This is a genomic window from Tenacibaculum sp. HL-MS23 (assembly GCF_032463465.1).
In the GTDB taxonomy this organism is placed as follows: domain Bacteria; phylum Bacteroidota; class Bacteroidia; order Flavobacteriales; family Flavobacteriaceae; genus Polaribacter; species Polaribacter bernardetii.
Window position 1 is genome coordinate 2,592,038 of record NZ_CP135989.1, and the last position, 26,271, is coordinate 2,618,308.

At 32.0% G+C, this 26,271-nt stretch carries 20 protein-coding genes and 1 tRNA gene; 2 read left to right on the forward strand and 19 right to left on the reverse strand.

Annotated features, from left to right (window positions below; all coding sequences use genetic code 11):
- Positions 1–89 precede the first annotated feature (89 nt).
- From RRF68_RS12105 to RRF68_RS12155, 11 genes are all read right to left on the reverse strand, one after another.
- On the reverse strand, positions 90–401 hold the full coding sequence (locus RRF68_RS12105) for a DUF6660 family protein (RefSeq protein ID WP_315944495.1): 312 nt from the start codon (positions 399–401) through the stop codon (positions 90–92).
- A gap of 150 nt (positions 402–551) precedes the next feature.
- Positions 552–1,004: a heavy-metal-associated domain-containing protein gene (locus RRF68_RS12110; RefSeq protein WP_315944496.1), complete on the reverse strand. Its 453-nt coding sequence runs from the start codon at positions 1,002–1,004 to the stop codon at positions 552–554.
- Positions 1,005–1,039: 35 nt separating this feature from the next.
- Complete coding sequence (locus RRF68_RS12115) at positions 1,040–2,809, reverse strand: efflux RND transporter periplasmic adaptor subunit (protein ID WP_315944497.1); 1,770 nt, start codon at positions 2,807–2,809, stop codon at positions 1,040–1,042.
- Between the two features lie 4 nt (positions 2,810–2,813).
- Positions 2,814–5,306 carry a heavy metal translocating P-type ATPase gene (locus tag RRF68_RS12120; protein ID WP_215968330.1) on the reverse strand — a complete coding sequence of 831 codons (2,493 nt, stop codon included), beginning with the start codon at positions 5,304–5,306 and terminating at the stop codon, positions 2,814–2,816.
- A gap of 73 nt (positions 5,307–5,379) precedes the next feature.
- Positions 5,380–5,835, reverse strand: a complete 456-nt coding sequence (locus tag RRF68_RS12125; RefSeq protein WP_068704614.1) for a heme-binding domain-containing protein — start codon at positions 5,833–5,835, stop codon at positions 5,380–5,382.
- The gene (locus tag RRF68_RS12130) at positions 5,836–6,429 is read right to left on the reverse strand and encodes a DUF3347 domain-containing protein (protein WP_068704612.1); all 594 of its coding nucleotides are present in this window, start codon (positions 6,427–6,429) and stop codon (positions 5,836–5,838) included.
- 27 nt (positions 6,430–6,456) lie between these two features.
- Positions 6,457–7,680, reverse strand: coding sequence for a TolC family protein (locus RRF68_RS12135; RefSeq protein ID WP_068704610.1), 1,224 nt, complete (start codon positions 7,678–7,680; stop codon positions 6,457–6,459).
- On the reverse strand, positions 7,677–11,384 hold the full coding sequence (locus RRF68_RS12140) for an efflux RND transporter permease subunit (RefSeq protein WP_315944498.1): 3,708 nt from the start codon (positions 11,382–11,384) through the stop codon (positions 7,677–7,679). The genes RRF68_RS12135 and RRF68_RS12140 overlap by 4 nt, the downstream gene beginning before the upstream one ends.
- Before the next feature lie 108 nt (positions 11,385–11,492).
- A complete protein-coding gene (locus tag RRF68_RS12145; RefSeq protein WP_068704607.1) occupies positions 11,493–11,906 on the reverse strand; it encodes an HYC_CC_PP family protein in 414 nt (137 codons plus the stop codon).
- A 54-nt stretch (positions 11,907–11,960) separates the two neighbouring features.
- A complete protein-coding gene (locus RRF68_RS12150) occupies positions 11,961–13,220 on the reverse strand; it encodes a site-specific integrase (RefSeq protein WP_068704605.1) in 1,260 nt (419 codons plus the stop codon).
- A gap of 203 nt (positions 13,221–13,423) precedes the next feature.
- Positions 13,424–13,498, reverse strand: a tRNA-Pro gene (locus RRF68_RS12155).
- A 175-nt stretch (positions 13,499–13,673) separates the two neighbouring features.
- On the opposite strand from RRF68_RS12155, the gene trxB reads away from it, so the two are divergent.
- Positions 13,674–14,612, forward strand: coding sequence for a thioredoxin-disulfide reductase (trxB, locus tag RRF68_RS12160; RefSeq protein ID WP_315944499.1), 939 nt, complete (start codon positions 13,674–13,676; stop codon positions 14,610–14,612).
- Between the two features lie 58 nt (positions 14,613–14,670).
- Here trxB and RRF68_RS12165 read toward each other — a convergent pair whose 3' ends face one another.
- From RRF68_RS12165 to RRF68_RS12200, 8 genes are all read right to left on the reverse strand, one after another.
- Positions 14,671–15,030 carry a cupin domain-containing protein gene (locus RRF68_RS12165; RefSeq protein WP_315944500.1) on the reverse strand — a complete coding sequence of 120 codons (360 nt, stop codon included), beginning with the start codon at positions 15,028–15,030 and terminating at the stop codon, positions 14,671–14,673.
- Between the two features lie 16 nt (positions 15,031–15,046).
- Complete coding sequence (locus tag RRF68_RS12170; protein ID WP_315944501.1) at positions 15,047–16,888, reverse strand: cystathionine beta-synthase; 1,842 nt, start codon at positions 16,886–16,888, stop codon at positions 15,047–15,049.
- A gap of 161 nt (positions 16,889–17,049) precedes the next feature.
- On the reverse strand, positions 17,050–17,697 hold the full coding sequence (locus RRF68_RS12175) for a class I SAM-dependent methyltransferase (protein ID WP_315944502.1): 648 nt from the start codon (positions 17,695–17,697) through the stop codon (positions 17,050–17,052).
- Positions 17,698–17,725: 28 nt separating this feature from the next.
- A complete protein-coding gene (locus RRF68_RS12180) occupies positions 17,726–18,946 on the reverse strand; it encodes a cyanophycinase (RefSeq protein ID WP_315944503.1) in 1,221 nt (406 codons plus the stop codon).
- A 311-nt stretch (positions 18,947–19,257) separates the two neighbouring features.
- The gene (locus tag RRF68_RS12185) at positions 19,258–21,054 is read right to left on the reverse strand and encodes an acyl-CoA dehydrogenase family protein (protein ID WP_275314905.1); all 1,797 of its coding nucleotides are present in this window, start codon (positions 21,052–21,054) and stop codon (positions 19,258–19,260) included.
- A gap of 18 nt (positions 21,055–21,072) precedes the next feature.
- Entirely contained in the window at positions 21,073–22,263 is a 1,191-nt protein-coding gene (locus RRF68_RS12190; RefSeq protein ID WP_315944504.1) for an acetyl-CoA C-acyltransferase, read from the reverse strand.
- Between the two features lie 5 nt (positions 22,264–22,268).
- A complete protein-coding gene (locus RRF68_RS12195) occupies positions 22,269–24,674 on the reverse strand; it encodes a 3-hydroxyacyl-CoA dehydrogenase/enoyl-CoA hydratase family protein (protein WP_315944505.1) in 2,406 nt (801 codons plus the stop codon).
- An 18-nt stretch (positions 24,675–24,692) separates the two neighbouring features.
- On the reverse strand, positions 24,693–25,151 hold the full coding sequence (locus RRF68_RS12200) for a MarR family winged helix-turn-helix transcriptional regulator (protein ID WP_218773151.1): 459 nt from the start codon (positions 25,149–25,151) through the stop codon (positions 24,693–24,695).
- 189 nt (positions 25,152–25,340) lie between these two features.
- Between RRF68_RS12200 and RRF68_RS12205 the strand changes: the two genes are divergently transcribed.
- Positions 25,341–26,270 carry an ABC transporter ATP-binding protein gene (locus tag RRF68_RS12205; RefSeq protein ID WP_275314904.1) on the forward strand — a complete coding sequence of 310 codons (930 nt, stop codon included), beginning with the start codon at positions 25,341–25,343 and terminating at the stop codon, positions 26,268–26,270.
- The last annotated feature ends 1 nt before the right edge of the window (position 26,271 follow it).

Sequence of the window (26,271 nt, forward strand, 5' to 3'; positions counted from 1 at the left end):
ATAATTCTATTGTAATCATTAGAATCATTCGAAATGAAAAGAACCTTAAAGGCTCAAAATTGGATATAGTTATCCTCTAAAAAACTGAATTATGCCCGAGGTGGCTGTAATATGGAAGTTGTGATTTCTTTTTCTAAACTCTTATGATAGAAAAAATCTTGTGTAGAAATATACCTAAAATCAATGTTAGTATAAACAAATTGATGATGTGTGGCATTGATATGGCAGCATTGACAAATGCAAAAAGGTGAACATAAATCTGAACCTTGATGCTGATGGTCATTATCCATAGCTTGTAAAATTTCAGTTTTAACATCATTATCAGACACATCAAAATCTGTACAAGGTACTAGATTGAGTGCGGAAATATAAATTGATAATATGAATGCTAAAAATTTCATTGTAGCAAATATATAAATTATTTAATGCAATGGTTGTGCAAATAATAGGCTTTATAATAATTAAAAGGTGTTTGGTTAGTTATATTTATAGCAAAAGAGAAAACCTTAATTTTCTTTTTGCTATAAAATATATTAAAAAACCATACTTATTTATTGATTCATTTTCATTTCGTGGTCGTATTGACAACAACCTGGCAGATTTTTGTAAGCATCTTCACTTCCTGCAACTTTTTCAGTATCGTAACCTGAAGCTGCAATTGCTTTATGAATTGCCATTGCATCGGTTTTTGTATCATCAAAAGACACATCAATCTTCTTTTTATCGACATCCCAATTGGCACTTGCAACACCTTCAACACCGTTAGCTGCTTTTTCGATAGTGTTTTTACACATTCCGCAATTCCCTCTTACACCAAAAGACAAATCTGTCATTGCCATATCTTTTGACATTTGTGTAGTGGTTGTTTTTGTTTCTTTTTTTGTTTGACTATTACAACTTGTTACACCTAAAGCTGCTATAACAGCTATACTTAAAATTACTTTTTTACTCACGTCGATTACATTTTTGTTTTTGTGTTCGTGATTTTTCTTTGAAAAATTCATTGTTTTAAAATTTAATTGTTATTATTTGTATTTAATTATTCTATAACTTGTTTTACCTCTCCACAGGTTAGCATTGCTTCGCCAAAATATGGATTGATTACTTTTTCTTCTTTGCTTAACCAATAGGCACCTTTATTACTATCTGCCATTGGACAAAACTCTACATATACCTTTTCATTGATACCAAATAGTTGCACAGCTTTAATTAAATGCGAAGACAAATGTTTAAAATGATTTCTTTGCTCTTTTATATTTGCTGCTTTAGAAATAGCAATTGTTGAAGATTTAATTTCTTTTACTAATGACATCCAATGATTATGAGCTTCATCTTTAACTAATTTCATATCCACATTATTCAAATTATCAAGTAAACTATTTGCATTTTCTGATGCTTTATTTGAGTTATCTTTAACAAACGCATCTTTTAAATTAATATAGCTTTCAAATACTTTTTTTAATTGTTTCTGAAATGCTTTTGATACTTCCAACCGTTCATTCATATTGGTATGGTCTGTATTATTTTTTGATGAATTACTATCCATACCTAAATGTCCTTCGTGACCAGTCATTACTTTTCCTCCATCTTTATTCATCATAGATTTTTTTCCTTGTAATTGTGCTGCTGCATCAACTGTAAAAGTTCCGTTGGTTACAATTTCATCACCATTTTCTAAACCTTTTAATACTTTGTAATTACTACCTATTTGGTTACCTAAAGTTATTTGACGCATTTCAAAAACTGGTTGATCTGGATTGGTTTTTATATATACTACAGAGCGTTCACCTGTCCATAAAATGGCAGATGAAGGCACGAATAATGATTTTTCTTTAGTAGAGGTTACCCCTTTAATTTTCCCTTCAATAAACATTCCTGGTTTAAATACTTCGTCTTTATTATTAAGCACTACTCTTAATTTAACAGTACGTGTTCTGTTATCTAAAATAGGATCAATAAAATCTACTTTACCTTTAAATTTTTTATTAGGATAAGTATTTGTTGTTACGTTTATTTCTTGCCCTTTTTTAAATAAGTCTATTTGGTTTTCGTACACATCAAAGTTTCCCCAAACTGAATTTAAGTTTGCAATTTTTAATAATGGTTGCCCTTGTTTTATATAATCGCCTTGCTCTACTAATTTTTCTGTTACAGTACCAGAGATAGTTGCGTAGACAGGAAAATTTTCTTTTACTTTTCCTGTTTGTTCTATTTGATTGATTTGCTTTTCAGAAAGTTTCCATAATTTTAATTTATTACGAACTGCTTTATATAATGCCGGTTGCGACTCTTTTAATGAAGCTGCTGTAATTAATTCTTGCTGTGCTGCATATAATTCTGGTGAATAAATGGTTGCTAATAATTGCCCTTTGTTTACTTTTTCTCCAGTAAAACTGACATTTAAGCGTTCAATTCTTCCAGAGAAATAACTGACTTGCACAGCATTTGCTTTTTCATTGGCAACAATTTTACCTGATAGTTTAATACCGTTATCGTCTGATTTACTGCTACCTACAATTGATGTTTGAATGTTGGCCAACGCCATTGCATTTTTTGTTAATTTGAATTGGTCTGCTGCTAAACCATCTGCTCCAGCTTCGGCAGGAATTAAATCCATACCACAAATAGGGCAATCACCAGGTTCTGGTTGCATAATTTGTGGGTGCATTGAGCAAGTCCATTTTTGATTGGTTTCTGCTATTTCATCGTGATTATGTTCAGTTTCTTTGTTTGATGAACTACCGAATAACAACCAACCTAATAATAAGCCAACTGCTAATATTACTATGTAAACTATATATTTTTTCATTTTTCTATATTTTAATATTTCTTAATCTTAATGCGTTTGCAATTACTGATACTGAACTAAAACTCATTGCTAAAGCTGCAATCATTGGTGAGAGTAATAACCCGAATATTGGGTATAAAACACCTGCTGCAATGGGCACACCCAATACATTGTATATAAAAGCAAAAAAGAGATTCTGCTTTATGTTTTTAACAACAGCGTGACTTAATTTTTTAGCTTTTACAATACCTTGTAAATCTCCTTTTACTAACGTAATTGAAGCGCTTTCAATAGCTACATCTGTACCTGTACCCATTGCAATACCAACATCTGATTGTGCTAAAGCTGGCGCATCGTTAATACCATCACCTGCCATTGCTACAACACTTCCTTTTTGTTGAAGTTTATCAATTTCATTCAATTTATCTTCTGGAAGACATTCTGCTTTATAGTGTTTAAGGTTTAATTGTTCTGCTACCGATTTTGCAGTATTTTTATTATCACCAGTTAGCATTATTACCTCAACACCATTATCTTGTAGTTGTTTAATAGCATTTTGACTTGTGGTTTTAATGGCATCGAAAATAGTTACATATCCAACAGCTTCATTATCTACTGCTATATACGATACTGTTTTACCTTGTTCTTGTTCTGCAACCACATTAGTTTCTAAATTTTTAGAAATAGTTATGGCAAACTGCTCTAATAACTTTGCATTACCTAAAGCAACTTTTTTGTTTTCAACAGTACCTATAACACCTTTTCCTGCTACAGCTTGAAAATCGTTTACTTTTGTAATTACAGTATTTTTAGATTTACCATAGTTTACAATAGCTTCTGCTAAAGGATGTTCGCTATATTGATTTAAGGAAGCAATGAAATGAAGTAGCTTTTCTTCTTTTAAATTATTAATTGAGATTACTTTTTCAACTGATGGTTTTCCTTCAGTAATCGTACCTGTTTTATCTACAATAAGCGTATCTACCTTATTCATTTTTTCTAATGCTTCAGCATTTTTAATTAATACACCAGATTGTGCACCTCTACCAACACCAACCATAACAGACATTGGTGTTGCCAAACCTAATGCACAAGGACAAGCAATAATTAATACAGCAATTGCATTTACAAAGGCAAAAACATAAGCAGGTTCTGGACCAAAAATAGCCCAAACTATAAATGTTATTACTGCAACAACTAATACAATTGGAACAAAGTATTTAGATATTCTATCTGCTAATTTTTGAATAGGTGCTTTTGAACGACTTGCATTATTTACCATATGAATAATTTGAGAAAGTAAGGTTTCGGAACCTACCTTTTCAGCTTTCATAATAAATGACTTTGTACCGTTAATTGTGCCAGAACTTACTTTATCGTCTATGCTCTTATCTACAGGAATTGGTTCTCCAGTAATCATAGATTCATCAATGCTACTATGACCTTCTACAATACTACCATCTACTGGAATTTTTTCTCCAGGCTTAACTCGTAATAAATTGTCTTTTTCAATTTTATCGATTGCAATAACTTTATCTTCTCCATTAGTAACCAATGTTGCTGTTGAAGGCACTAATTTTAGTAATTCTTTTATTGCGCCACTTGTTTGACTATGTGCTCTTGCTTCTAATAATTGACCTAATAATACTAATGTTAAAATTACCGTTGTAGCTTCAAAATAAACAAATACATTACCATCGGCTGTTTTAAAATCTTGTGGAAATACATCTGGAAATACCATTGCAAATACACTAAATAACCACGCGATACCCGAACCAATACCAATTAAAGTAAACATATTCAGGTTCATTGTTTTTATTGATGTGTAAGCACGTTTAAAGAACATCCAAGTTGCATAAAACACTACAGGGATTGATAATGCAAACTGAATCCAGTTCCATTGTTTTTGTTCTAAAACATTATATAAAGGATTATTATCTAATGCTTCTGACATTGCTATTAAAAATATTGGCACAGTAAAAATTACAGCTATCCAAAACTTTTTCAACAATTTTTTATAGGTTTTGTCTTCTTCTGAAATATCCGCTTCTAATGGCACTAAATCCATCCCACAAACAGGACAAGAACCTGCTTCGTCTTTAATTATTTCTGGGTGCATTGGACACGTAAATTGGCTACTTGTTGTAGTTAAACTTCTTTCTTCCACCAAGTCCATTCCACAAACAGGACAATCACCTGCTTTATTATATGTTTTGTCTTCTTCGCAGTGCATAGGACAATAAAATGTACCTGTTCCTTTGCCTTTAGGTTGTTCCTGCTTTTTTTCTTTATTAGGTTGGTGTTTACCTTGTTTATGAATACTATATCGACCACCATCATCTTTTAATGCTTTTTGAAATATTTCAATTGAAATATGTGATTGCATTTCAATAATAGCTTCTGATTTTTCTAAATTGACTTTTACGTTTGAAACATCATCAACTTTTGAAAGTGTTTCTTCTACGTGACTGCGACAACCGTTGCAAGTCATTCCGTGTATATGATATGTGTGTTTCATTATTTTATTTTTGTGCCTGACAAGGGAAGGGCTATTAACCAATTAATTAGTATTTCCTTCCCACATCAGGGCTTTATTTTAAATTGCCTTTTAGTTTCTTTATATAATCAATAACCAATGTCTTTTCAGATGTTGATAATTTTGCGTTTTTATGAATTAAGGTGTAAGATGAAAGTGGCATTTCATTGTTCTTAATCTGATTAATAATTGACTTTAATTTGCTATTCTTTCTTCTGGTTGAATACGTGTCCCAGTTATTAAAATTCAGCTCTTCTTTTCCATCGGCAATATGGTTTTCGAGAAACCAAGCAATGGGTTGAATTTTATTATACCAAGGATAGCTTGTATTATTACTGTGACAATCATAACAGGACGTTTGCAATAATGTATTGATATTTTTAGGTGTATTATTTACCAATAAAAAATCTGTTTTTGGTACGATATTACTTTGGTTTAGTTCTGTAGGCATAAACTGTATGCCTACAAAACACACCACTAAAACCAATGCTATGATTTTTACAATTTTCATTTAGTTAATCTCTTTTTGCACTTTACCACATTTCAGCATTTTACTACCGTAATAAGGATTTTTAATTTCCTTGTTCAAACTTAACCAAGCGCTGCCACCATCATACATTGGACAAAATTGTTGATATAAAGTATTTTTAGTACCGGTAATTGCAACCATATCCATAATATCCTTACTCAATGTTTTAAAATGTTCTCTTTGGTGATCTATTTCACTTCTACCAATATGTTCTGCGTGTTCTTTGGCATCTGTAATAATATCTTTAAGTTCTTTTTGCTGTTCAACAGTAAAACCATTTATTTCAAATTTGCTCAAAGTATTGTTCAATTTATCGCCAGCTTTAGCAGCTTTGTTTTTGTCGGTTTCTACTAAAGCATCTTTAAGTATCATATAGTCTGCTAACACTTTTTGAACACCTGAATTTTGTGAATTATCATCCATCATATTATTGGATTTATCCATTTTGTTATGGTTCATTTCTGAATGAACTATGCTGTCTTGAGTATTCTCCTTTTTTGCATCTTTACAAGAAATTATTGTAAGATTTATTAAAGAGATTACTAAAATTGCTACTATTGTTTTTAAATATTTCATTTTTATTGTTTTAAATTATACTTGTTTTTAGTTGCTTAAATAATTGATGATTGTGGTTTGTAAATAATAAGTTTTAATCGATTCTATTTGATTCATTTGAAACTTTAATTGCAGTTCTTGAATGTCTAAAACATCATTAAAATCAATTGTTCCTGTTTCGTAACTTTTGATTAATATTTGCTCTGCATCATTAGCTTGCTTCAAATTTTTGGTTTGAGTTTTATAACTTATTCTTGCAGACACTCTTTCTTTTATTGCTTTATCTAAAAGCGTTTCCAAAGTATTTAAGCGTTCTTGTTTTTGTGCAGTAATTTCCTGCTGTTGTAACTCGTTTTGCTTTGTTTTCGATTTATATTTTTTATTAAATATTGGTATTGATAAAGACACCATTGGCATTACAATATCTTTTCCATTATCGCTAAAGTCCATATTTGGACGTTTCGCCACATTGATATAATCTAATCCAAAACCAATCATAGGACTGCTTTCTTTTTGGTTTAATAATTCTGATTGTTCAATGGATTTAAAGAGTTTATCATATTTTAATAATTCAGGATGCAATGCTAAATTTTCAAAAGTGATTTCAAAATCTTCAGAAGGCATATTTAATTTATCAACAACAACTATAGAAACCTCTTTTTCTCTATTTAAAAGTTTATTTAAGGTTGTTTGTTCTGCTAAAAATTGTTGTTGCAACACTTCTTTTAATTGTTGTAATTCATTTTGACGCATCTGTAATCGTAACACATCTACTGCTGAAGCTTTGCCAACTTCGACAGAAGTTAAAGCCATTGTTTCGTAAGTTTTTAAGAGTTCGATATTGTTAGTTAATACTTTTTGTTTTGCTTTATTAGTATATAACTTGTAATACGATTGTGATACCGAAACCATTAATTTACGTTTGGCAATTACAATATCTTCATATTTAGTTTCAGCTAAAGAACTTACATAATTTTCTCTTGCTGTTATTGAGCCAAACCAAGGCAACATTTGTTTTGCAGAAACTTTAAAGCGTTGGGCTCCAGTTCTTGTTTCTGGCTCACTTACAAAATAACCTACTCCAAATTCGGTATTTGGAATGGTATTAACTTCATTTACTTTTTCTGAAACTCTCTTGTGCTGTAACTCGAATTTTTGAATCTCTGGATTGTTTACCAAAGCTTCATCGATTAAAGTTTGTAATTCTTGTGCATTTCCTTTGAGAACAAAGAGAAAAGAAAAAAGAAAAAAGATTGTTTTTATATGTTTCATTTTGATGTTCTTTTTAGTTGAGCTTCTGCTTTCCAGCTGTATAAAACTGGTACTACAAATAAGGTGATTAAGGCAATTAGCATACCTCCAAAACTTGGTATTGCCATAGGAATCATAATATCACTACCACGACCTGTTGAGGTTAATACTGGTAATAATGCCAATATGGTTGTTGCAGTAGTCATTAAACACGGTCTAATACGTTTTTCTCCTGCTTCAACAACAGCTGCTCTGATTTGCTTTTTGTTTTTTGGTGTATTCCTTTCAAATATTTGAGTTAAATATGTTGCCATAACTACACCATCATCTGTTGCTATTCCAAAAAGAGCAATAAAGCCTACCCAAACAGCCACACTCAAATTAATTGGATGCATCTGAAATAAATCACGCAGATTTTCGCCAAAAAAGTTGAAGTTTAAAAACCAATCTTGACCATATAACCAGATCATTAAAAAACCACCTGCAAACGCTACTGCGATACCTGTGAATACCATTAAGGACGTACCAACCGAACGGAACTGGAAATACAGAATTAAGAAAATGATTGCCAATGCTAACGGTACAACAACCGATAAGGTTTTTTCCGCTCGTAACTGATTTTCATACGTTCCTGTGAATGCATAGTTGATTCCTTTTGGTACAATTAACTCACCAGAATCTATCTTTTCTTGAATCAATGCTTGTGCATTTTCAACAACGCTTACTTCTGCAAAACCATCTAATTTATCAAACAAGACATAGCCTACTAAAAAAGTATCTTCACTCTTAATAACTTGTGGACCTTGTTCATATCTAATGCTTGCTAATTCGCTTAATGGTACTGGACTGCCTTTTTCTACTGGCACATAAATCTGCTGTAAGTCGGTTGGGTTTGCTCGTAATTCTCTTGGGTATCGTACTCGAACACCATAGCGTTCTCGACCTTCAACCGTTTGGGTTAAGACCATACCACCAACTGCTACTTTTAGCACCTCTTGAACATCTTGTATCGAAATGCCATAACGTGCAATTTTTTCTCTATCAATATCAATTAACAAATAGGGTTTCCCTACAATACGGTCTGCAAAAACAGCTTCTTTTTTAATACCTTCAGCTTGTTTTAAAATCCCTTCTAACTGTACACCAAAGGCTTCAATTTGTTTTAAGTCTTGACCTTTAACCTTTATTCCCATTGGTGCACGCATACCTGTTTGCAGCATTACCAATCGTGTTTCAATAGGTTGTAGTTTAGGTGCAGAAGTAACACCAGGTAACTTGGTAACTTTAACAATGTTATTCCAAATATCGTCTGGTGATTGTATTTCAGGTCGCCAGTTTCGATAAAATTCACCATTATTATCTTCTATTAATTGTAACCTTTCTACAGCGCTCAAAGTGACATTTTCTGTATTATTAGGATTAGCGATGAAACGTCCATCTTTTAATTCAAATAAACCATCATCATTTACTTTGTAACGTTGACGTTCTCCGTTTTTATTCAGCATATATTCTGGTTTGTACTGAATAATATTTTCATACATAGACAAAGGCGCTGGATCTAAAGCTGATTCTGTACGACCTGCTTTACCAACTACGGTTTTTATCTCTGGAATACTTGCTACAGCCATATCTAACTGTTGTAAAACACGTTTGTTTTCTTCGACTCCAGAATGTGGCATTGAAGTTGGCATTAATAAAAAAGAACCTTCATTTAAAGATGGCATAAATTCTTTGCCTGTATTTTTCATTATGAAAAAACCTGCTATTACAATAGCTGTTGGTATGGATAAGAATATTAGTTTATTGTTCAAACACCATTTTAAAATACGTGTATAATACCTTATGAATAATGAGAAAACACCTAATAAACCAAAGCAAATAATACTTACAAAAATGAGATTCCAAAAGATGCTTTTATCTACACCTAAAGGTCTCCAATATTCAGCTAATAAAAACACAATAGCAGATACAGATATGATAATATTAATAAGATTTGCTTGTTTTTCGCTTATCATTTTTTGAACACTTAATAGTGTTGTAACTCCAAAAGCTACCAAGATTAAACCTAACCAATAACCATAGACTGTGGCAATAATTCCTAATGCTATTAAAACCCCATTTAAAACATATTTGAAATTGGTTTTAATGTTTTTCTTTTTAAATAAAAATGCAGCAAAGGGTGGAATTAAAAACAACGCTACAATAATTGAAGCTGTTAAAGCAAATGTTTTAGTAAAGGCTAATGGTCTGAATAATTTTCCTTCAGCTCCAATCATTGTAAATACAGGAATAAAACTTATAATGGTTGTCATAACTGCTGTTACAATTGCTCCAGATACTTCTGCTGTTGCGTTGTAAACCACATTATTTATGGGCAGTTTATCTTTGTTTTCATCTAAATGCCTAATGATGTTTTCTGAAAGTATTACACCTACATCTACCATTGTACCAATAGCAATAGCGATACCTGATAAAGCCACAATATTAGCATCTACACCAAAGAGTTTCATTGCTATAAAAACCATTAATACAGCAACTGGTAGTAAGCCAGAAATCAATACAGAAGCTCGAAGATTAAATACCATAATGATTATAACTAAAATAGTAATTAGTATTTCTAATGTTAGGGCTTCATTAAGTGTCCCTAAAGTTTCCTGAATGAGTTCTGTTCTGTCATAAAAAGGAACAATAGTTACTTGTGAAGTTCTGCCATCGGCTAATACTTTTGAAGGTAGTCCTGCGCTTAATTCGTTAATTTTTTCTTTAACATTATTGATAACTTCCATTGGATTCGCACCATATCGCGCTACTACGACAGCACCAACAACTTCTGCACCTTCCTTGTCCAGTAATCCTCTTCGAGTTGCAGGACCTAAAGACACTTTTCCTATGTCTTTAATTTTAATCGCTGTGTAATCTTCGGAAGTAACTACTGCATTTTCTATGTCGGAAATAGATTTTACATAACCTAAACCTCTAACTAAATATTCGGCTTGATTAATTTCTAAAGTTTGTGCACCAATATCTTTATTACTTTCTTTTACTGCTTTTACAATATGATGTAAACCAATATTGTATTGACGCATTAATTCCGGATTAACATCTACTTGGTATTCTTGTACATAACCACCAATTGATGCCACTTCTGATACGCCACTTGCAGACGATAGTGCATATTTAACATAGTAGTCTTGAATACTTCGTAATTCTTGTAAATCCCAACCACCTGTTACATTTCCGTTTTCATCACGACCTTCTAATGTGTACCAAAAAATTTGCCCTAATCCTGTGGCATCTGGACCCAAAGCAGGATTAACACCTTCGGGTAATAATCCGCTTGGTAACGAGTTGAGTTTTTCTAATATTCTACTACGACTCCAGTAAAACTCAATATCTTCTTCAAAAATGATATAGATACTTGAAAAGCCAAACATAGACGAACTACGAATGGTTTTTACTCCTGGAATACCGAGTAAAGATGTTGTTAATGGATAGGTTATTTGGTCTTCTATATCTTGTGGTGAACGACCATCCCATTTAGTAAATACTATTTGTTGGTTCTCTCCAATATCGGGAATAGCGTCTACAGCTACAGGGTTACTTGGTAAAAATCCTGTTTCCCAATTAAATGGTGCATTTACCGTTCCCCAGCCTATAAAGAGAACAAGTAATAATACTGCTACGAGTTTATTTTCTATTAAAAATTTGATGCTTTTATTTAGCATTGTCTTTGATTATTAAACAGTTAGACATAGGTGTTAAGAAAACACCGAATACAAAAAATCATCCTTATGACATACAGCCATAGGATAAAACAGTCTAATGTTTAAAAATCAAATTAAATAAGTCTCGTCAATCTTGAAGATTTGCTTGACGACAAGTGGTGGTTCGTATTCTTCGAAAGAAGATACGTTATTATCTAACCCTTCAAAAAGGTTAATGTAAGTATATACGAAAGAAGCAATAAATACCTGCTGCTCAAAAGTAATTTTATCAACTTGAAGTTGTAATTCATTTTGACCATCAACAGCTAATTGTTCATCACTACAACAATTCTTTTTTGTTATAGAACACCCATCAGTTAATGGGTTTTCCATTTCCATTCCACAGGTTTCTGCTTTATGGAATATAGCTGTATCCATTAAAGTATCTCCACAATAGTGCATATCTACAGTAAATGACATTGTAGAAAATAACACTACAAAAGCCATTAAAAGTGACATTATTTTATGGAATACTTGTTTCATATTGAAAACAAAGGTATAAAATTTAATTCAATTTGAATAGATTTTAACTTTGCTTTAAATAAAACTTGATTGGTTTTTGGTTGTTTTTACACCTTTCTCAAATTTTGCTCTTAATGTTTTCATATCATCACTTACCTTACGTTCAATCACTTTAGCATAAATTTGTGTTGTTGAAATGCGAGAATGACCTAAAAGTTTAGATACCGTTTCAATAGGCACACCATTACTTAAAGTTACTGTTGTAGCAAATGTATGTCGTGCCAGATGAAATGTTAGATTCTTTTCTATTCTGCATAAATCTGCTATTTCTTTTAAATAAGCATTTAATTTTTGGTTTGACATTTTTGGAAATACAGTAGCATTTGCTAATGATTTTGGATTTTCTTTATACTTATTAATTAAAGTAAGTGCTTTAGGTAGTATAGGAATTCGTAAGGCATTGTTTGTTTTCTCTCTTTTCATAATTAACCACAACTCGCCATCTATACCATAATTAATATCACTTGCTGTTAAGTTTATTACATCAATATAACTCAAGCCGGTGTAACAGGCGAAAACAAATAGATCCTTTACTAATTGTAGTCTTTCAATTGAATAATCTTTTTCTTCAATTTCGTTCAATTCCATTTCAGTTAAATAGCCTCTTTCTACTTTTACAAATTTAGATTTGAAGTTTATAAACGGATCTCTTTCAATCCATTCCAGTTTATAAGATAGTGTAATCATTTTTCTAAAGCGTTCAATATGCTTCATTACAGTATTGTTACCCATTGGTTTTTGGTGATCTGTGGGTGTGAAATTTCTTAAGTATTTTTCAAACTTTAAAATGAAATTATAATCCAATTGCTTTAAATACATATCTGTAACTTTATATTTTACAAAAATGAAATCTGCAATGTACCCTTGTGTTGTGAAGTAATTTTTTTGAGTACCCCATTTGAGTTTCCCTACCATATCTTCATTATGATATTTTATGATATCATTTAAAGAATAATTTTGTTCATCTTCTTTTAGGTAACGAGCCTTAACGGTTTGAGCTGAAGTAATCTTACCTTCGGATTTTAATTCGTTTTTGGATTGGTGAAGCTCTGAAGATACCTGGTCCAAATATGCGTTAATAATTCGAGCCTCTTGGTTGGTTCCTTTTACTTTGTTTTTGGCAGAGCTCCAAAATTCAATTTTAATTTTTCGTTTGAGGCTAATTTCTGCTCTTTTCCCATTTACCGTTATACGTGCATAAAGAGGTGCTTTTCCATTTTTAGCTTTTGATAGTTTGAGCCAAAACAGAATACTAAACGTTGTCGAAGTTTTCATATCTTTCGTCTTTAGTTAAACATTTGTTTACTGACGAAAGTCAAATCAATAATTCGGTTACCTATATACCTATTATAAAATGGTAACCGAATAGGTCACTTTTTTAATCAAATAATATCAAATCTTATGATTGCTTAAAAATCATAAAACCTCGATAATCTTACGATTACCAAGGTTTTGATGTTAATTGATTATTAATTTTGTCGGGGTGGCAGGATTCGAACCTGCGACCTCCTCGTCCCAAACGAGGCGCGATGACCGGGCTACGCTACACCCCGAATAATTATCGGTGTGCAAATGTATAAAAAATAAATACATCTGAAACAAAAAATATTAAAAATTTTCAGAAAAGAATATAGCTTTAGTTTATTGCCTAATAATCAAAATATATATTAAAAAAAGATAATAGAACTAAAAAAAAATTACATTTGTAATTCCAAAAAAATTAAGACGATGGCAGAAAAAATTAAATGTTTGATTATTGGTTCAGGACCAGCAGGATACAGTGCTGCAATATACGCTGCAAGAGCAGATATGAAACCTATTATGTATACAGGTATGCAAATGGGGGGGCAGTTAACAACAACTACCGAAGTAGATAATTACCCAGGATATCCAAACGGAACTGATGGAACAGCAATGATGAACGATTTACAAAAACAAGCTGAACGTTTTGGTACAGATGTTCGTTTTGGAATGGTTACGAAAGTTGATCTAAGTACAGAGATTGGTGGTATTCATAAAGTTATTGTTGATGAAACTATCGAGATAGAGGCTGAAACAATAATTATTTCAACAGGTGCAACAGCTAAATATTTAGGATTAGAAAGTGAACAACGTTTAATTGGTGGTGGAGTTTCGGCTTGTGCTACGTGCGATGGTTTCTTTTATAAAGGACAAGATGTTATTGTTGTAGGAGCAGGAGATACTGCAGCAGAAGAAGCAACGTATTTAGCTAATATTTGTAACAAAGTTACAATGCTAGTGCGTAAAGATCATATGAGAGCTTCTAAAGCAATGCAGCACCGTGTAGATAAAACAACAAATATCGAAGTGTTATACAATACTGAATTAGATGAGGTTTTAGGAAAAGATGTTGTTGAAGGTGTTCGTGTTGTAAACAACCAAACAAAAGATAAAAAAGAAATCGCAGTTACAGGAGTTTTTATAGCGATTGGACACAAACCAAATTCTGATTTATTTATAGATGTTTTAGATATGGATGAAGTTGGTTATTTAATAACCAAAGGAAAGTCTACGAAGACAAATTTACCAGGAGTTTTTGCAGCAGGTGATATACAAGATAAAGAATACCGTCAGGCAGTTACTGCGGCAGGATCAGGTTGTATGGCAGCTTTAGATGCTGAGCGCTATTTAGGAGCTTTAAAATAAGTAACTAAGTTACTCTTAGAATAAAAAAAGCTTCCAAATTTGGAAGCTTTTTTTATGATTAATATTTTTGTTCTTCTATTGATTTCGTAATAGTCGACTCTGTAGTTCCTGTATGTTTAGTTGTTTTACTTTCAATAAGCATAATCAAACATTCTTTTTTTGCGGATACTCGATGATTTACGCCTTTTTTAACAACAAATAAATCTCCTTTAGTCATTGTAAAACTAGGCTCATTTTCAATTTCCATTAATAAAGAACCTTCAGAAATAAAAAACAGTTCATCTTCGTTTTCATGATTATGCCAAGGAATATCTTCTCCTTTAATCTTCGCTAATTTTACATATTGATCATTAACTTCTGATATTATCTTAGGAGAAAAATAATGTTCTATAGTTTTAAATTCGGCGTTTATATTCATGATAGGAAGATTTTAACTAGATGTTTTTTACAAAATCTAAAAACACTTTTTTATGACGGTCAAGATCCATATCAGGAGAAAGAGACACGCGTGCAATATAATCTTTGTCACCTTCTTTAGTGGTTCCTTGTGTTGATGTTGCTGGTATCGTCCAATAACAACCTTTTAATTGTCCGTAACTTACACAGTATTTACTTTCATTCGGAATCTCAGTAATCATTAAATTGATTAACTTTAAATTTAAAGCTCTTTTATAGGTTTCTCTTTCTTCATCAGAATTTCCTTTTGTTGGAAGATCTAAAGAAAAAACAGAAGGAGTAAAGCCTTGTTCAGCTAATTCTTCTGATACAAAATTAATTTTAGCAGCAGGTAAAACCTCCTGAATAAAGTTTACAAATTCACGGGTGTTTTTATAAGCATCTATAATTCGCTGATTCATAGAAGGCATTTGTTTTGCTAATATTTCATACTGAAACTCTGTAGCTTCATTATCGCAAAGATTTAAATGCATTTCTATTTTATCGATTAATGCAGTTGTTTTTTCGTTACCAATACAATAACCAGCAGTACATTGTCCACCACTAGGAAATTTAGATCCACTAGCAAAAGAAATTGTTCTTACAGTTGATAGAATTTCATTTTCACCTAAAAAATGAACATTCGGACAAAATGTTTGATCTAGAATAAAAACAGGATCAATGGCTATTTCTCCAGAAGAAGTTGTGCGTTTTTTACTTAAAACTTCTTTCAATTCTATAAGGTTAGGAACTTCAACTCTAGGGTTTGTAGGTATTTCAGCAATAATATACGGAACAGCATCTTGGTTAGCGATTTTTGCCAACACAATTTCAATACTCTGTACCATATCATTATCACCATCTACCGGTAAATCTACAATTTCAACATTTTCAATACAAGCAGCAACACGCCTTGCTTGGTCATTTGTTCCTCCATAACAATTAGGTGGTACAATTATTTTTATATCTTTTCCGCTATTTTTCTCTAGGGCATCATGTATCAGTCCCATTAAAATAGCATACTGAATAGATAATCCGCTTGATGCTACTAATGGTTTTGTATTTGCTCCAGTAATTTTTTTAATAGAATTTAAAACACTCGCTTTATTTGAACTATCAATTTTTTCATTTTCAATGGATGTTTTGCTCGTTAAAGCTTTTAAGGCCATAAGAGAATTACTAGGTGTCATAGCAACAGTTTCTCTTCTTCTTACATGCTGAATATCTGAAGTATAACTTTCGTTCTTCTCGCCGTTTATAACTAAAACACTTCCTATTTGAGAATGAATATTGATGAAAAAATCAATAGCAGTATTTAAGTTAAGTGAACCAATTTCATCTTGCTGAGAAATGAATATTGTGCTACCATCAAATTCAGGAGTTTCAGTTGTTTCTTTAAGTTGCTTCAACTCAAATTTATAACCATAAACATGCTGAATAGTTTCAATATCAAAATAGTCAGGTAACTCACCTTTATAAACTATTTGAGTGTTTTTATTTTCTAATAAATTTTTTCTTAAGATTGCTAAAACAGGAACTGTCTTAGAATCAAAACTAATTATGTTTTCTGATTTAAGGTTGTTTAAATTGGCAATTCCCCATTCTAAAACACAAGATAACGGGTGTCCTAAACGAATATAATCATATGCAGTTGGTAACTGATCAAGTGCTTTTAATTCAGAATTATTATTGTTGTATAAAGTTTCAAACTTCTCTAAAAATTCTGTTTTTGCTAATTCTTCATTATAAATATCTAATCGATGTGTTGTAATATTTAACCAACCTGCTGGCATATTTTTTAGTACATCTTTAATATAATTTACTATTTTATTCTCTTGCATAATATTCACTTTTAAATAGGTTGCAATATACGTTAATTAGGTTTTTTTAAAAATATTGCAACACGTTTTGTTAAGCTTTGTTTATCGCTTATTAACGTTGTTTTATTAATGATTTATAAGTAGTCAAATAAGAATAGTTTACTTACAATTATCATTGTTTATCATTGTTTATTATTGCTTTTTTTTGCAATTAATATAGTGTGTGTTTCAAAGGTTGAATCTGATTTTTTATACTCTTTTTCAATTATGTTGGTAATAAGCATATTGCGGAGTTTTAATTCTTTTTTGATCGTTTCTAATTCATGATAATAAAAGTAAACGCTGTTTCCTGAACTCCCTGATATGAATCCTGATTTTTCGGGATACCCGTTTACAAAACTTAAATATAAAACACCTTTATTATCTAATATATTAGCACAATCTGAAATAAGTTTTGAGCAATCTTTTTTTGATAAATAAGGAATTATAAATCCGCATATAATTCCATTAAAAGTATTTTGTACCGTTTTTAAGTTTCGGCAATCTAAAACCAGCGTTTTAATAGTAGGATTATTCTTTTTAGTTAAACGAACCATGTTCGTTGAAACATCTGTAGCTAAAATTTTTAGAGTAGGGTTAAGGCGTAAAATTTGATTTGTAATGTTTCCTGGTCCACAACCTATTTCAAGTATAGCCGCATTTTTTTTAGATAGTAAATCGCAAAATATTTTATAAGTGCCGTTGTATAAGTCAAGCTCCATAAACTTCTCCTCATATTGTTTTGCAATAATATTCCAAGTTTTGTGTGTTTCTATATATCGATTTTCCATGTGATATAAAATATTTGTAAAACAGCTATTATTCGGTTTTATTAAATTTTCGATTCTTACTGTTTATAAATTGATGTGTTCGTTTATTAAAACTAATAATTTTACCTAAGCTATCTCTTTTAAAATGAAACCATAACTCTGCATCAACATCAAAAAATATATCTTTATCATAAGCATAAATCGGAATTGATTTTCGAATGATATTTCGCCTTACAACCTGAAACTTAAGGGTGTCATTTTCAATTAAAATGTTATTCCACAAAACTTTACTTTTTTCAAAGAGATAATTACCAACATATTTTTTTAGTTCTTTGAAAGTGATTTTTTTGGGGTTAATAAATTTATTTCGTTGTACTCGTCTTTTTTTTAGATTATACTTTTCACCATTTTTTAAAACATAAAACTTATTTTTCCCTGTTTCTGATGAATCTATTTTATTAAAATAATTAGACCAAAAAGTGTTGTCGTAAATAGCAACATATTTATCTCCAATTACTTCAAATTCATTTTTATGAACAATAATAGCCGTGTTTTCATCAACACCGATACCCAATAATTTTGGTTCAACTTTTAATAACTTAAACATATCATACTGTCGGTTTCTTTCTAAGTGATGTTGGTCGAAAGCTGTGTTTGTAACAAAACCAAAACCAGTATTAAAATCATTAAAGATTTTATAATTATCATTTGGTTTTCGTCCACCTCTTGCTAAATAAGAACCTTGAATAGAAGCACCAGCGGAATGCCCGCCAATAATACCGCCACGATTTAAAACATTCTTTAATTCGGTATGTGTTTTTGTATTTAAATAAGCAGCCGAAGTTCTAAAAGACCTGCCACCGGTAAGCCAAACAGCAGTAGCAGTTTTTAACGGTTTTATAAAATTATTACTATTTGAAATAAGTGTGTCTCTTGTATGCATAAACTTAATACTGTCAAAACCACGAGAAATAAATTGTCTTTCTAAAATTTTAAAATCAGGATCGTAATTTATCGAGTTTTCATCAAAAGCAGTTGGGATTACCACAAGTTTTGCCGATTTTTCTCCTGCTAATTCATAAAATACTTGCCACATTTCATCAGTCATTCCTCCTCCACCAATTAAAAGCGTTCCATTTTTAGGGCCAATAGATTCATTTTTAGTTTGATTTAATTTGTTCTCTTTATGACAATTAGTAAAGAATATGATGAAAACTAAAAATATTGGCGCTAGGTTAAAATTCTTGAATACTACTTTTCTGATTTTCATAATGTGTTTTGTTTCTATAAGTAACCTTATTGAGTTATAAATAAGAAGAAAGTTTTATTTTTTTGTTGGATGGTTTTTTTTAACAAAAACTATTGTTTAAAAATACTATTAATAACTTAAAGTTAAGGGAATAAAAAAAGACCGTCAAAAATTAATTTGACGATCTTTAAACAAACAACTAAATTCTAAAACCTATAAAGTTTAAGAAGATTTTAAATCAGTAATTAGCTATTACAGTTAGATAACAAATTGTTACGCTAACAACTTTGGCTAATTATGAAATATATTATTACCTAATTCCTCTTAGAGGATTAGAAGCAGTACTTATTTTCTGCTTTTAATTTTTCTGCAATTGTGTTACGTAACTCAACTACGTTAGGGTAGTTTGCGTACTTTGTAAAACGCTTAAGACCCATTAACATCATACGTTGCTCATCACCTTCTGCAAAAGAAATAATTCCTTCTTTAGCATTTTTGATAATGATATCTACAGCGTTGTATAAATATAACTGAGACATTGCAATTTGCTCTTTTTGAGAAGCTTCTCCAGAACGTTTTGCATTCTTTTCAGTTCTTAAAATAGCAGATTCAGCCATGTAAACTTCAATTAGAATATTAGAAGCAGCAGTTAATAATTGTTGGTGCTGTTCTAAGTCTGGTCCGTATTTTTGAATGGCACCACCGGCAACCATTAAGAATACTTTTTTAAGCTTCGCGATGATTTCTTTTTCTTCAGCAAATAATTCTGAGTAATCTGGAGTGTCAAAAGAAGGAATACCTAATAATTCGTTACCAACAGCAGTTGCTGGCCCTAATAAATCAACATGACCTTTCATTGCTTTCTTTACTAACATACCAACAGAAAGTAACCTGTTAATTTCATTAGTTCCTTCGTAAATACGAGCAATACGAGCATCTCTCCAAGCAGACTCCATTGGAGTTTCTTCTGAGAATCCCATTCCTCCAAAAATCTGAATTCCTTCATCAGCACAAGCTTGTACATCTTCAGAAACAGCTACTTTTAAGATAGAACATTCGATAGCATATTCTTCAACACCTTTTAATTCAGCTTCTTGATGACTGCTTCCTTCTGCTTCACGCATTGAAATTCTGTCTTCAATATTTTTAGCAGCTCTATACGACGCAGATTCACCTACGTAAGAATTAGTTGCCATTTCAGCTAATTTCATTTTTATAGCACCAAACTCTGCAATAGGAGTTTTAAATTGCTTACGTTCTGTAGCATATTGTGTAGCGTAAGTGATTACTCTTCTTTGAGAATCTAAACAAGCAGCAGCTAATTTAATACGACCTACATTTAATGCATTCATAGCGATTTTAAAACCACCACCACGAGTAGACAACATGTTTTCTACCGGTACTAAAGTATCGCTAAAGAATACTTGACGCGTAGAAGAGGCACGAATACCTAATTTGTGTTCTTCTTCACCTAAAGTTACTCCGTTAGGATTTGCTTTATCATACTCTAGGATAAAACCAGTAATATTTTTATCATCACCAATACGAGCAAAAACGATAAAAATCTCAGCAAAACCTGCATTCGAAATCCACATTTTTTGACCGTTAATTTTATAATGTTTTCCGTCTTCAGTTAACTCGGCAGTAGTTTTACCAGAGTTTGCATCCGATCCAGCACCTGGCTCTGTTAAGCAGTAAGCACCAAAACGCTCACCCATTGCTAAAGCAGGAACAAATTTTTGTTTTTGTTCTTCGGTACCATATAAAGTAATTGGCATTGTACCAATACCTGTATGCGCACCAAAAGCAGTACTAAAAGAACCTGTACCACTTGAGATATAATCACAAGTTAACATGGTAGAAACAAATCCCATTCCTAATCCGCCATAAGCTTCAGGAACAGACACACCTAAGAAACCTAATTCACCAGCTTTACGCATAGTTTCTTCGGTTAAAGCATAATCTTTCTGTTCGAAACGTACTTTATGAGGAATGATTTCACGGTCGTTAAATTCTTTAACCGCTTCTTTCATCATTACTTGTTCTTCAGAAAAATCTTCTGGTGTGAATATATCTTCACATTTTGTTTCTTTTACAAGGAATTGACCTCCTCTTAATAAATCTGCCATTTTTGTTATTTTTTGTTGTTAGTTTAAGAATTCGAAAATACCTGCAGCACCTTGACCGGTACCTACACACATTGTTACCATTCCGTATTTTCCTTGCATATTACGCTTGCGCATTTCGTCGAATAATTGAACAGATAATTTTGCTCCAGTACATCCTAATGGGTGTCCTAATGCAATTGCTCCACCATTTACATTAATGATGTCTGCATCTAATCCTAATTCGCGAATTACAGCTAATGATTGCGAAGCAAATGCTTCGTTCAATTCAATTAAGCTAATATCTTCTTGTTTTAATCCTGCTTGCTTTAATGCTTTTGGAATTGCAGCAACTGGTCCGATTCCCATAATTCTAGGTGGTACTCCAGCGGCAGCATAACTTACCATACGAGCAATTGGTTTAAGGTTTAATTCTTTCACCATATCTTCACTCATAACCATTAAAAAAGCAGCACCATCACTTGTTTGAGATGAGTTACCAGCAGTAACACTTCCGTTCGTAGCAAATACTGGCTTTAAACGTTCTAAACCTGCAATGTTAGATCCTTTACGAGGTCCTTCATCTTTGGTTACTGTATATTCTCTTGTTGCGCGTTTTCCGTTTGCATCTACATAAGTTTCTTCAACTTTAATAGGAACAATTTGATCTTGAAAACGGTTTTCTTCTTGTGCTTTTAATGCTTTTAAATGAGATTGTAAAGCAAACTCATCTTGGTCTTTACGAGAAACGTTGTATTTCTTAGCAACTTCTTCTGCAGTATTTCCCATACCCCAGTAATAATCTGCATGACCAGCTGCAACTGTATCGTAGTTTAATTCTGGTTTAAATCCTGTCATTGGTACAGAACTCATACTTTCAGCTCCACCTGCAATAATACATTCAGCCATTCCTGATTGAATTTTTGCAACTGCCATACTAATAGTTTCTATTCCTGAAGAACAAAAACGGTTTACGGTTACTCCAGGAACATCCTCTGTTTTTAATCCCATTAAAGAGATTAAACGTGCCATGTTTAATCCTTGAGAACCTTCTGGCATTGCATTACCAACAATAACATCGTCAATACGACTTTTGTCAAAATCAGGTAACTGTTCCATCATATATGCGATAGTTTCAGCAGCTAATTCATCAGCTCTTTTAAATCTGAACGCACCTCTTTTAGACTTTGCTATGGCAGTTCTATATCCTTTTACTATATATGCTGTTTTCATATTTCTTAGTTTCTTAATGGTTTACCAGTTTTTAACATGTGTTGAATACGCTCTAATGTTTTGCGCTCTGAACATAAACTTAAGAAAGCTTCGCGTTCTAGGTTTAATAAATACTGTTCAGAAACTTTTGTTGGTTCTGATAAATCTCCACCAGCCATTACGTAGGCTAATTTATTTGCAATCTTCTGATCGTGTTCTGATATAAAATTACTTGCTTGCATAGAATCCGTCGCTACCATAAATGCACCTAATGCTTGTTTACCAAGAACTAATACATCTTTACGAGCGGCAGGTTGTGTATAACCAGCTTCAGCCATTAATACAGCGTGCTTTTTAGCTTCAGCAATTTGACGTTCTCTGTTTACAACAACTAGATCTTTTCCTTTTTCTAATAATCCTAAATCGAAAGCTTCATAAGCAGAAGTACTTACTTTAGCCATACCAATAGTTAAGAAATACTCTTGTAATACGTTTAACTGAACATCTCCTGTACGGAAAGTATCAGAAGCACGTAAAGCCATTTCTTTAGAACCACCACCACCAGGAATAACTCCAACACCAAATTCGACTAATCCCATATAGGTTTCAGCAGCGGCAACGACTTTATCTGAGTGTAATGATAATTCACATCCACCACCTAAAGACATACCATGCGGTGCAGCAATTGTAGGAATAGAAGAGTAACGCATGCGCATCATTGTATCTTGAAAATACTTGATAGCCATATTTAATTCATCATATTCTTGCTCTACAGCCATCATAAAAATCATTCCGATATTTGCTCCAACCGAGAAGTTTGCTCCTTGGTTACCAACTACTAATCCTTGAAAATCTTTTTCAGCTAAGTCAATCGCTTTATTTAATCCAGCTAAAACATCGCCACCAATGGTGTTCATTTTAGATTGGAATTCACAGTTTAAAATTCCATTTCCTAAATCTTCAATAACAACTCCTGAGTTTTTAAATACTTCGGTAGTTTTACGAATATTATCTAAGATGATAAATGAATCTTGACCTGGCTTTTTAGTTTGTGCTTTAGAAGCAACATCATAAAAGTAAGTTGCTCCTTCTTTAACTGTATAGAAAGAAGTTTCTCCTTTAGCTACCATTTCGGTAACCCAAGCAGCTGGCTCTTTTCCTTCAGCTTTCATTAATTCGATACCTTTTTCTACACCTACAGCATCCCAAATTTCGAAAGGTCCATTTTCCCAACCGAAACCAGCTTTCATAGCATCGTCAATCTTATATAATTCGTCAGAAATTTCTGGAATTCTATTTTGAACATACGCAAACATTGCTGCGAAGTTTTTACGGTAAAATTCACCCGCTTTATCTTTTCCGCCAACTAATACTTTAAAGCGATCAATTGGTTTGTCAATAGTTTTTGTTAATTCTAAAGTAGCAAAAGAAGCACGTTTTTTAGAACGATATTCCATCGTATCTAAATCTAACGTTAAAATTTCTTTCTTTCCTTCAGCGTTTACTGATTTCTTATAAAAACCTTGCCCTGTTTTACTTCCTAACCATTTATTGTCCATCATAGTGTTGATGAAACCTGGTAGTTTAAATAATTCGTGAGCTTCGTCGTTAGGACAGTTTTCATAAATACCGTTAGCAACATGTACTAAAGTATCTAAACCAACAACATCAACAGTTCTAAAAGTTGCTGATTTTGGGCGACCGATTACCGGACCGGTTAATTTATCAACTTCTTCAACAGTTAACCCTAATTCTTTTACTTGGTGAAATAAAGATTGAATTCCGAAGATTCCAATTCTGTTACCAATAAAAGCAGGTGTATCTTTAGCTAATACTGAAGTTTTTCCTAAGAATTTAGAACCATAATCCATTAAGAAGTCAGTTACTTCTTGTTTACAATCAGGACCAGGAACAACTTCGAATAATTTTAAATAACGTGGAGGGTTAAAAAAGTGAGTTACCGCAAAGTGCTTTTGAAAATCTTCACTTCTTCCTTCATTCATAAATTTGATAGGAATACCTGAAGTATTAGAAGTAATTAAAGTACCAGGAGTACGATATTTTTCTAATTTTTCGAAAACGATTTTTTTAATATCTAATCGTTCAACAACAACTTCCATAATCCAATCTACATCGGCAACTTTAGCAATGTCATCCTCTAAATTTCCAGTAGTAATTCTACTTGCAAATTCTTTTTTATAAATAGGAGATGGCTTTGATTTTAAAGAAGCTGTTAAAGCGTCATTAACCAAACGATTACGAACAGCTTTGTCTTCTAACGTAAGTCCTTTTGCTTTTTCTTTGTCGTTAAGTTCTCTAGGAACAATGTCTAATAATAAGACTTCAACGCCAATGTTAGCAAAATGACAAGCAATACCGCTTCCCATAATTCCAGAACCGACGATTGCTACTTTTTTAATTCTTCTTGTCATTTGTTTATAGGTTTGTTTTTATACAGCTTTTTTATTGGTACTATTATATACCGTTTTTTCTGTAATAAGTTTGTTTATGGTTGTTGTTACTTTAAAAAATAAATTTAATTCTTCTTCAGTAATATGTTTTCGTACTTCGTTGTTAAATTGATAGACATGACCTTTTGAAATTTGACGCATTTCTTTACCGTAATCTGTAAGTTTTATAATAACGCTTCTTCCATCGGTAGGACTTTTTTCTCTGCAAACAACACCTTTATCTTCCATTGTTTTTAATAACCTAGAAAGGCTTGTAGGCTCCATTCCCATTAACGGACCTAAAGCAGTTGATGGAGTTCCTTTTTCAAAATCTATATTCAATAAAACAAAAGCAGTTGCCATCGTACTGTCATGCTTTGCAGCTTGCTCATTGTACATTTTTGCAACAGCTTGCCATGTGGCTCTTAGTTGGTGATCTATTGATTTATTTTTATCCATGTGAAGCCAAAGATACAGAAATTTATTATGCATGCATAGTATTTTTGAAAAAAGTTATGCGTGCATAGTAAATTTAACACTGAATTAATATGTAACGTTTGCTTTAAAGATGTTACTAATCAATGTAAAAATATGTAAGTTTGTCATTGCTGGTTTGCGACAAACAGCAGCTAATCAACTATAAAATCGATGAATAATTTATTAGAAATTAATAATGTAGTAAAGCGTTACGGTGATTATACGGCGTTGAATAATGTGTCATTACAAATTCCTAAAGGAAGCGTTTTCGGGCTTTTAGGACCAAACGGAGCAGGAAAAACATCTTTGATTAGAATCATTAATCAAATTACAATGCCTGACAGTGGTGAAATTATTTTAGATGGAGAAAAACTAGCTCCTAATCATATAGAGTATATTGGTTATTTACCAGAAGAACGGGGTTTGTATAAATCGATGAAAGTTGGTGAGCAAGCTTTGTATTTAGCGCAATTAAAAGGATTGAGTAAAGCTGAAGCCAAAAAACGATTGAAATATTGGTTTGATAAATTTGATATTGGTGCTTGGTGGAATAAAAAAATTGAAGAGCTTTCTAAAGGAATGGCACAAAAAATACAGTTTATAGTAACCGTATTACACCAGCCTAAATTATTAATTTTTGATGAACCTTTTTCAGGCTTCGACCCGATTAATGCACAATTAATAGCAAAAGAAATTTTACAACTTCGCGATGAAGGAGCAACGATAATATTTTCTACACACAGAATGGAATCTGTAGAGGAAATGTGTGATTATATTGCTTTAATAGATAAATCTAACAAGATTTTAGACGGTAAGTTAGATGATATTAAAAAAGAGTTTAGAACAAATACTTTTCAGGTAGGTGTAAACACGGCAAATCCGGAAGAGGTTGAAGCTAAGTTGAAAGAGAGCTTTAATGTGCTACCAGCTGATTTTAAATTGTTAAATGATGGATTAAAATTAAATGTACAATTAACCAACGGTAATTCAGCAAATGATTTATTGTCATTTTTAACAACCCAGGGACAAGTACAGCATTTTGTTGAATTAATACCAAGTGCCAACGATATTTTTATTCAGGCAGTAAATAAAAACAATTAAA

Excerpts from the sequence above, each read along its gene's own strand:
- RRF68_RS12105 (WP_315944495.1), bottom strand. The coding sequence starts at position 401 with ATGAAATTTTTAGCATTCATATTATCAATTTATATTTCCGCACTCAAT.
- RRF68_RS12110 (WP_315944496.1), bottom strand. The coding sequence starts at position 1,004 with ATGAATTTTTCAAAGAAAAATCACGAACACAAAAACAAAAATGTAATC.
- RRF68_RS12115 (WP_315944497.1), bottom strand. The coding sequence starts at position 2,809 with ATGAAAAAATATATAGTTTACATAGTAATATTAGCAGTTGGCTTATTA.
- RRF68_RS12120 (WP_215968330.1), bottom strand. The coding sequence starts at position 5,306 with ATGAAACACACATATCATATACACGGAATGACTTGCAACGGTTGTCGC.
- RRF68_RS12125 (WP_068704614.1), bottom strand. The coding sequence starts at position 5,835 with ATGAAAATTGTAAAAATCATAGCATTGGTTTTAGTGGTGTGTTTTGTA.
- RRF68_RS12130 (WP_068704612.1), bottom strand. The coding sequence starts at position 6,429 with ATGAAATATTTAAAAACAATAGTAGCAATTTTAGTAATCTCTTTAATA.
- RRF68_RS12135 (WP_068704610.1), bottom strand. The coding sequence starts at position 7,680 with ATGAAACATATAAAAACAATCTTTTTTCTTTTTTCTTTTCTCTTTGTT.
- RRF68_RS12140 (WP_315944498.1), bottom strand. The coding sequence starts at position 11,384 with ATGCTAAATAAAAGCATCAAATTTTTAATAGAAAATAAACTCGTAGCA.
- RRF68_RS12145 (WP_068704607.1), bottom strand. The coding sequence starts at position 11,906 with ATGAAACAAGTATTCCATAAAATAATGTCACTTTTAATGGCTTTTGTA.
- RRF68_RS12150 (WP_068704605.1), bottom strand. The coding sequence starts at position 13,220 with ATGAAAACTTCGACAACGTTTAGTATTCTGTTTTGGCTCAAACTATCA.
- trxB (WP_315944499.1), top strand. The coding sequence starts at position 13,674 with ATGGCAGAAAAAATTAAATGTTTGATTATTGGTTCAGGACCAGCAGGA.
- RRF68_RS12165 (WP_315944500.1), bottom strand. The coding sequence starts at position 15,030 with ATGAATATAAACGCCGAATTTAAAACTATAGAACATTATTTTTCTCCT.
- RRF68_RS12170 (WP_315944501.1), bottom strand. The coding sequence starts at position 16,888 with ATGCAAGAGAATAAAATAGTAAATTATATTAAAGATGTACTAAAAAAT.
- RRF68_RS12175 (WP_315944502.1), bottom strand. The coding sequence starts at position 17,697 with ATGGAAAATCGATATATAGAAACACACAAAACTTGGAATATTATTGCA.
- RRF68_RS12180 (WP_315944503.1), bottom strand. The coding sequence starts at position 18,946 with ATGAAAATCAGAAAAGTAGTATTCAAGAATTTTAACCTAGCGCCAATA.
- RRF68_RS12185 (WP_275314905.1), bottom strand. The coding sequence starts at position 21,054 with ATGGCAGATTTATTAAGAGGAGGTCAATTCCTTGTAAAAGAAACAAAA.
- RRF68_RS12190 (WP_315944504.1), bottom strand. The coding sequence starts at position 22,263 with ATGAAAACAGCATATATAGTAAAAGGATATAGAACTGCCATAGCAAAG.
- RRF68_RS12195 (WP_315944505.1), bottom strand. The coding sequence starts at position 24,674 with ATGACAAGAAGAATTAAAAAAGTAGCAATCGTCGGTTCTGGAATTATG.
- RRF68_RS12200 (WP_218773151.1), bottom strand. The coding sequence starts at position 25,151 with ATGGATAAAAATAAATCAATAGATCACCAACTAAGAGCCACATGGCAA.
- RRF68_RS12205 (WP_275314904.1), top strand. The coding sequence starts at position 25,341 with ATGAATAATTTATTAGAAATTAATAATGTAGTAAAGCGTTACGGTGAT.